Annotated in this window: 5 protein-coding genes and 1 pseudogene; 1 reads left to right on the forward strand and 5 read right to left on the reverse strand. The window is 38.9% G+C overall.

The annotated features are described in order from the left end of the window. The 3 genes and pseudogenes from AC06OU_RS04430 to AC06OU_RS04440 form a co-directional block, all read right to left on the reverse strand. Positions 1-264, reverse strand: a pseudogene (locus tag AC06OU_RS04430) (acetoin utilization protein AcuC); the annotation flags it as partial. Further along, positions 234-881: an acetoin utilization AcuB family protein gene (locus AC06OU_RS04435; RefSeq protein ID WP_342567894.1), complete on the reverse strand. Its 648-nt coding sequence runs from the start codon at positions 879-881 to the stop codon at positions 234-236. The gene AC06OU_RS04435 and the pseudogene AC06OU_RS04430, both read right to left, overlap by 31 nt. Positions 882-920: 39 nt before the next feature. After that, positions 921-1,553, reverse strand: a complete 633-nt coding sequence (locus AC06OU_RS04440) for a GNAT family N-acetyltransferase (RefSeq protein ID WP_169361288.1) — start codon at positions 1,551-1,553, stop codon at positions 921-923. A 172-nt stretch (positions 1,554-1,725) separates the two neighbouring features. Between AC06OU_RS04440 and acsA the strand changes: the two genes are divergently transcribed. Next, a complete protein-coding gene (gene acsA / locus AC06OU_RS04445; protein WP_475854234.1) occupies positions 1,726-3,444 on the forward strand; it encodes an acetate--CoA ligase in 1,719 nt (572 codons plus the stop codon). 425 nt (positions 3,445-3,869) lie between these two features. Here acsA and AC06OU_RS04450 read toward each other — a convergent pair whose 3' ends face one another. Together AC06OU_RS04450 and AC06OU_RS04455 are read right to left on the reverse strand one after the other, a co-directional pair. After that, positions 3,870-6,791, reverse strand: a complete 2,922-nt coding sequence (locus tag AC06OU_RS04450) for a transglycosylase domain-containing protein (RefSeq protein WP_475854236.1) — start codon at positions 6,789-6,791, stop codon at positions 3,870-3,872. A gap of 141 nt (positions 6,792-6,932) precedes the next feature. Further along, positions 6,933-7,166: hypothetical protein (locus AC06OU_RS04455; protein WP_475854237.1), on the reverse strand; the 234-nt coding region annotated here is incomplete at its 5' end.

A 7,166-nucleotide genomic window follows, 5' to 3' on the forward strand; every position in this document is an offset into this window, starting at 1 on the left:
ACTCTCTGTCTCTTGACTAGCTTTTTTAACAATATCAATGTAACTAGGGTCATGCACTAAACATAGTTCTTCATCCGTTGCTATACGGGGTGCCACAATATCCGATGGTGATAGTGAATTCATTTCCATTAATAGGTCAACAGTAAGTGTCAGGCGTTTTTGGTTAAAGGGATGAGTTTCTGAAAATTTATAACCAAGCTGATTTTCTGAGAAGATAAAAACAGCATTCTTTTTCATACATTCAATCCCGGCTGGCTTGGCCATAAAACCTCAAAGCCGGCATCTCTTACTGCTTGAACCAATTTGAGAGGATTCATCGTTTTGACACGTAGAACGAGAATCTTGTATTCACTATCATTTTTATCGGGATATACTAAGACGCTAAGTAAATTCACTTTTTGCTCATAAATTACTTTAGATATTTCAAATAACACGCCTGGTCGGTTGGGTACCCGTATTTCCATCTGAGATCCCGGCTGATGCACACCTGTCAGCTCGATAAATTTATAGAGAAGATCAGATTCTGTAATCATGCCGACTAGCTTTCCTTGACTCACTATAGGTAGGCAACCTATACGATTATCGTAGAAAATACTAGCAGTTTCCTCGACAAAATCAAGCGGGTGCCCAGTAATAGGGTTCTTAGTCATAATTTTTTCTAATGGTAAATCTAAAATTTCCGCATCCTTTCTATCCTGTAGAGAGGAGGGAGTTGCTTCCTTTAAGTCACGGTCTGTTACCACCCCTAAAACTTCACGTTCCTCATTAACAATCGGTATGTGCCTAATACGTTTCTCCTTTAAGACTTTTAAAGCATCATTTATAGTATGTGACGGTGTTAAAGTAGGTACTGATGTATTCATGATTTCTTCTACAAGCATAAAACCAAACCCCTTTGTGAGAAATTTAAAACATCTTCCTTAATACATGAAGCGATTCATAAAACGTAATTGATCAAATTGCTGGATGGATTCATTGTCCACACGGCTACCGATTTTGGCCATCAAACAATTGGCTGGATGGGAGCTGATCTCTGGATCATCTGTTGCAAAATATTCAAGGCCACCAGCCATCATCATTTTTTCCATCATCTTTCGGTACTCCCATACATTTAAACCGGTTCCTTTTAAATCCCAATGCCAATAATATTCAGTTGTAATCGTTATATAATCTTCCATCGCATCGTCCATCATAGAGACTCTGAGTAATTCTTTTCCGACTCCAGTTCCACGGTATTTTGGAATAACTTCAATAGCCCCTAATTCTATTAAGTTTTCCATGTTCCCTTGGGACCAACGTTCTAGTGGGTCTGGATGAAGAAACGTACAGTATCCGACAATCATGTCCTTTTCTCTAACAATGATAATCCTACCCTCTGGTAACTTTGCAATTTCGATAATTGCCTTATGTTGTTGTTGAGGATTTCGAAATGCTATTAAATCCTCATGGAAAGTCAACTTGGCTAATTCTTCAGATGCTACGGGTCCTTCAATAGTAATTGGACCATGCTTTGTCTCTTTCTCTATCGAATAAAATACTTTTTTATGTTCCACATATTCACCACCTATAATTTAGTTACAGTTGCCACTATTATACATGAATTTTTAGGAAGAAAGCGATTACTTCAGTTATGTAACAAAACATTCAAAAAAGTTAAAACATTAGCATTACTTTGTGAGAGTATTGTAGAATATAAGAGAGTATATTTAGAAAGGGTGAATTGGGATGAAAATCGAAGCGTTACCAGTAGTACAAGAGGAGTATCAATTAAAGGACTATGAGAAAACTGCTCAGGATTTTCAATGGGAGGAAGCTGAAAAGTCTTTTTCCTGGTATGAGACAGGCAAGGTGAATATGGCATATGAAGCGATTGACCGTCATGCAGCATCAGATATTAAGGACAAGGTAGCCTTATATTATCAAGATGTTGATCGCAAGGAGTCGTATACATTTGCTAACATGAAAACCTGGACAGACAAAGCTGCAAACGTTTACAAAGAGCACTCTAATTTAGCAAAAGGGGACCGCCTATTTATTTTTATGCCAAGATCTCCGGAATTATATTTTGCTTTGCTAGGGGCAGTAAAAATGGGCGCAATTGTTGGTCCATTGTTTGAAGCCTTTATGGAAGGGGCAGTATATGATCGTTTACTAGATAGCGAAGCGAAGGCAATTGTTACTACACCTGAATTGTTAGGAAGAATACCTTTAGACCGTCTACCAGATTTGGAAACTGTTTTTTTAGTGGGAGACAATATTCAAGAGGATGATAAATTTGTAGACTTTAATAAGGCGTTAAACAATGCCTCTGATGAATTTGAAATAGAATGGGTAGATAAAGAAGATGGACTTATACTACATTATACTTCTGGCTCTACTGGTAAGCCTAAAGGAATATTACATGTTCATTACGCGATGGTACAACACTATCAGTCCATGAAATGGGTTATGGATATAAGAGAAGATGATATATATTGGTGTACGGCAGACCCAGGATGGGTTACTGGAACTTCCTATGGAATATTTGGACCTTGGCTGGCTGGAACAACTTCCCTGATCTTAGGTGGGCGTTTTTCTCCAGATGCTTGGTATAAAGCAATAGAAGAATACAAGGTTACTGTCTGGTACAGTGCTCCAACTGCTTTTCGTATGCTAATGGGTGCTGGGGATGGCATCGTGAAGAAATATGATCTAATCTCCCTGCGTCATGTATTATCAGTTGGTGAGCCACTTAACCCTGAGGTTATTAAGTGGGGAATGCAGGTATTCAATAAACGAATTCATGATACTTGGTGGATGACTGAAACAGGCGCTCAAATGATTTGTAACTATGGCTGCCTTCCGATTAAACCCGGTTCCATGGGGAAACCATTGCCAGGCATTAAGGCTGCAATTATTGATAACAATGGAGTAGAGGTCCCGCCATTCACAATGGGTAACCTTGCCATCAAAAAAGGATGGCCATCTATGATGCGTCAGGTTTGGAAAAACCAAGAAAAGTTTGAATCTTATTTTATCAATGATGAATGGTACTTCTCAGGAGACTCTGCCTATATGGATGATGATGGTTATTTCTGGTTCCAAGGAAGAGTAGACGACGTTATTATGACCTCAGGTGAGCGTGTAGGTCCATTTGAAGTAGAAAGTAAATTATTAGAGCATCCTGCAATTCTTGAGGCAGGAGTAATAGGAAAGCCAGATCCAGTCCGAGGAGAGATTATTAAAGCATTTGTTGCCTTAAATGAAGGGTATGAGCCTTCTGATGAGCTAATTGCAGACATTCAGCAATTTGTGAAGAAGGGTCTTGCCGCTCATGCAGCTCCTAGAGAAATTGAGTTTAAGGATAAGCTACCTAAAACTAGAAGCGGTAAGATTATGCGCCGAGTATTAAAGGCATGGGAATTACAGCTTCCAACTGGTGATTTATCTACGATGGAAGATTAGTTTTTCACAAAAGCACATTGGAATATTGTTAGGAAATTTTAATTGTTATTCAAATTAGGGGCACCAATTCGCATATGAATTAGTGCTCCTTTTTTAGTTTTATTGGTGGTCACGCAAAAAATATATTGGAAGGGGAAAAATGGAAATCACACTATTTTTATTCTGCATGTATTATTTTTTTCAATTACTAGTTGTGGTGTCTGGAGTTCTTTTTTATTGAAACAAAAAAGCGATGACTATTAGTCACCGCTTTTTCTCGTTATTTAGGAAATTATAAAATTCTGAACCCATGGATAAATTAATGTCTAGCTCCAGCGCCTTGACCCTCGGGTCAAATGGATAAAAGCTCCGGTGGCTGAGGAACTGCCTCCTCGCTTTTCTCCATTTGCCTGTCGGGGCAGAGACAGGCGCCTGCGCTTTTCTTGTTATGGTGTAGATTCTTCTTCCGGTGGTGGGGTAGGCTCGACTGGAGGTGTAATGATTACCTCACCGCCACCGCCATTACCATCACCTGGGACAGGCTGCTCAGGCACTTCTTCTACCGGTTCCTCAGGAGGAGCAACTGGTATCACAGGTTCTGGAGCATTAATGGTAGATATATTAGAAGCGCCAGACTGTAATCCGGTTATATCCACTGTTACTACCACATATTGACCAGGAGAAGTGATTTGATAGCTATAGTTTTCCGCCTCTTTTTTAGTAGCAACCAGCACTCTGTTACCATTAACGACTTGGTATACACGATATCCGACTACATCACTAGAAGCCGATTTCGTCCATGTCATTGTATTTCCTGTCAGAGAGGTAGTTACTGGAGCAGGGGGAGTACCGTCTGCCTCAAATACCTTTTCTGAAACTACATTACTAGCAAATGTTGAATCGTTCGGGAATAGCTTACTAGCGTCTCCACCAAATCGACCAAGCATTCGTTTTATAAAGTCCTCACTTACTCCGTGACCACCTGCAGTAACAAATTCGCTTGGAGTAGAATCCAATGATCGATATTTACTACCGTTGATGACTACATAAGATGAGGATACTAGACTATCATCTGCCTGCGTAGGAAGCATAACCTTCGCATTAAATAAGTCAGATTTTACAAGACCTGCCTGCTCACAAGCAGTAGAAGGTGCTAGACCAGAAATACCACAGAATGATCTGGAAACGACTCCTTCAGGCGCTTGGAAAGCATTTGGTGCATCTATTAGCTCAGGGTTAATGTCATACATTGCATTCATCATGTTCGACCAAAGTGTATTGATACGAACACTTGGGTGCCCATAACGATTGTTCATATGGAATAATGTAAGCTTTTGCTCGTCATAACCAAGCCAAACACCCAATGAAACATTTGGATTGTACCCTACTAACCATGAATCACTATGACCTTGTGTTGTACCAGTTTTCGCTCCAAAGTCAGATTGGAATTTTAAACGAGAGCTTGCCAGCTTAGCAGTACCCTGTGACATAACATCTCTTAAAATATCAGTCATAATATATGCTGTTTGAGGGCTAAATACATCGACAGGCTCTACTTGATGCTGATAAACAACATTGCCTTCCACGTCTACAATTTTCTCAATCATATATGCATCAACAAATTGACCATTATTCGCAAAAGTTCCGTATGCATTCGTATTTTCTTCTAAAGAAGCACCTTTTCTCATGCCTCCAATAGAAAGTGCAAGGTTAGCATATTCATCTTCTTCGATGCTTTCAAAGCCCATTTTCTTCATGAAATCAGTTGGCTTTTTATCTTTTATTTGATCGTAAAGTCTAATGGTCGATAAGTTTTGGGAAGTTGTTACTGCTTGTCGAGCGGAAATAATTCCAAGCTCTTGTTCCGTTGTATAGTTAGAAGGCTCCCACTTGTTTCCATTATCATTTATATTAAATTTAACATCTGCAAGAGGACTTCCTGCTCCAATTACACCATATTCAATAGCTGGTGCATAAACTACCAATGGTTTAATCGTAGAACCCATGGATCGTACTGCCTGAGTAGCATGATTATATTGCTCTACATTATAATCTCGACCACCTAAGAACGAGAGAATACGGCCAGTTCCATTTTCTATTAGCATACTTCCAACTTGTACAGGGAAATCCTTTTTGATTGTTTCTCCAGTAATAGGATCCTTAACACTAATATTAGTATAAGTATGTCCATAAGATTCAAATGCATCTCTTACTTGAAGCATTTTTTCATACATATCTTTATTGATAGTAGTATGAATACGATACCCACCCGTACTAGCAGCACGCTGTGCCATAATATTATACTTTTCAATTAGAGGATCATCTTTTTCTAGAGCTTCTAAATCCACTCCGTCTTTTTCAGCTAACTGAACACTTAAAATATCTCTAACTCTCTTTTCAATTTCAAAGGTAAGCCATGGATATTTTTCCTCTGGCAATGTTTCCTTTTGTCTAAAGTCTTTTGTAATATCATAGTTAACGGAAGATTGGTATTCCGCTTCTGTTATATATCCGGTTTCTTTCATCCGATATAATACGACTTTCATGCGATCTATACCATGCTTTAACGAGTCGCCTTCTTTTAATACTCCACCATTACTAAAAGGGGTGTATTTAAAAGGGGCTTGTGGAATACCTGCAATGTATGCAGCCTGAGGGAGAGTCAGGTCTTTAGCCTTCACATTAAAAATTCCCTGTGCTGCAGTTTCGATTCCAGCGATATTACGACCGTTTGCATTTCTACCATAAGGAATAATGTTTAGATATGCCTCTAAAATCTCGTCCTTGCTCATAAACTCCTCAAGTCGCATTGCTAAAAGAATTTCCTTAGCTTTTCGTTCATAAGATACTTCATTGGTAAGGATTTGATTTTTAATTAGCTGTTGGGTTAATGTAGAACCGCCCGTTTGAGTATCTGAGTTCGTCATATCCTGTAATAGACCTCTGAAGATGGCTTTAGGAACTATCCCGTTATGGACTTTAAAGTATTCGTCCTCGGTAGCTAATACTGCATCAATGACATAAGGGGAGACATTTGCAAGATCTGTTTCAGTTCTTTCCAAATCTGTTCTAAGCTTCCCAAGGTAGACATCCCCTGCAAAGTAAATTTCAGAAGTCTCTTCATAATTAAACACGGCTGCTCGCATTTCTTCTTTCTTTCTTAAAGGTTCATCCTTGTTTAAAGAAGTGAAATAGCCTGCGCCGACAGATGCTGCAAATGCTCCAAGTATGAGGCCGACTACTAAAAATATTAAGCATAAATTCCATACGACACTTGAAGATATACGTAACCTTCTTGCCCACTTGGTTTTTTGCCAGGCATCTACTTTCTCTTTATATAAGTGGAATTTCTCCATCCATTTATTCATTTATTTCTCGACCTCCAAATCATGAATATTATATCATAGTCCAATATGTTAGACGATACTTATTGACATCCGAAACAAATTAGGTAAAATAGGTATATCATTTAACGAAGAAAAGTCCGAAGTAGTGATTATACATACTGTTTAGAGAGCTAACGGTCGGTGAAAGTTAGTCAGTGTATAAAAGCGAATTACAGGCTTGGAGTTATACGTTTTCACAACGTTACATGTGAAAAAGCGGAAGGATTGATCCTTCAAGCGGGGTGTTACCCTGCTAATGACTATGCGTCCCTGCATGATTTTTATCATGCAGGGACTTTTTTGTTTATAGGCCATTTGTTTGGTATTGCTCGATCCAATAAAAGGAGGAAACAAAAT

The sequence above is a fragment of the Psychrobacillus sp. genome (genome assembly GCF_056205495.1).

What these genes read in the sequence shown, in the direction of transcription:
- AC06OU_RS04435 (WP_342567894.1), bottom strand. Translation starts at nt 881, where the DNA reads ATGCTTGTAGAAGAAATCATGAATACATCAGTACCTACTTTAACACCG.
- acsA (WP_475854234.1), top strand. Translation starts at nt 1,726, where the DNA reads ATGAAAATCGAAGCGTTACCAGTAGTACAAGAGGAGTATCAATTAAAG.
- AC06OU_RS04450 (WP_475854236.1), bottom strand. Translation starts at nt 6,791, where the DNA reads ATGAATAAATGGATGGAGAAATTCCACTTATATAAAGAGAAAGTAGAT.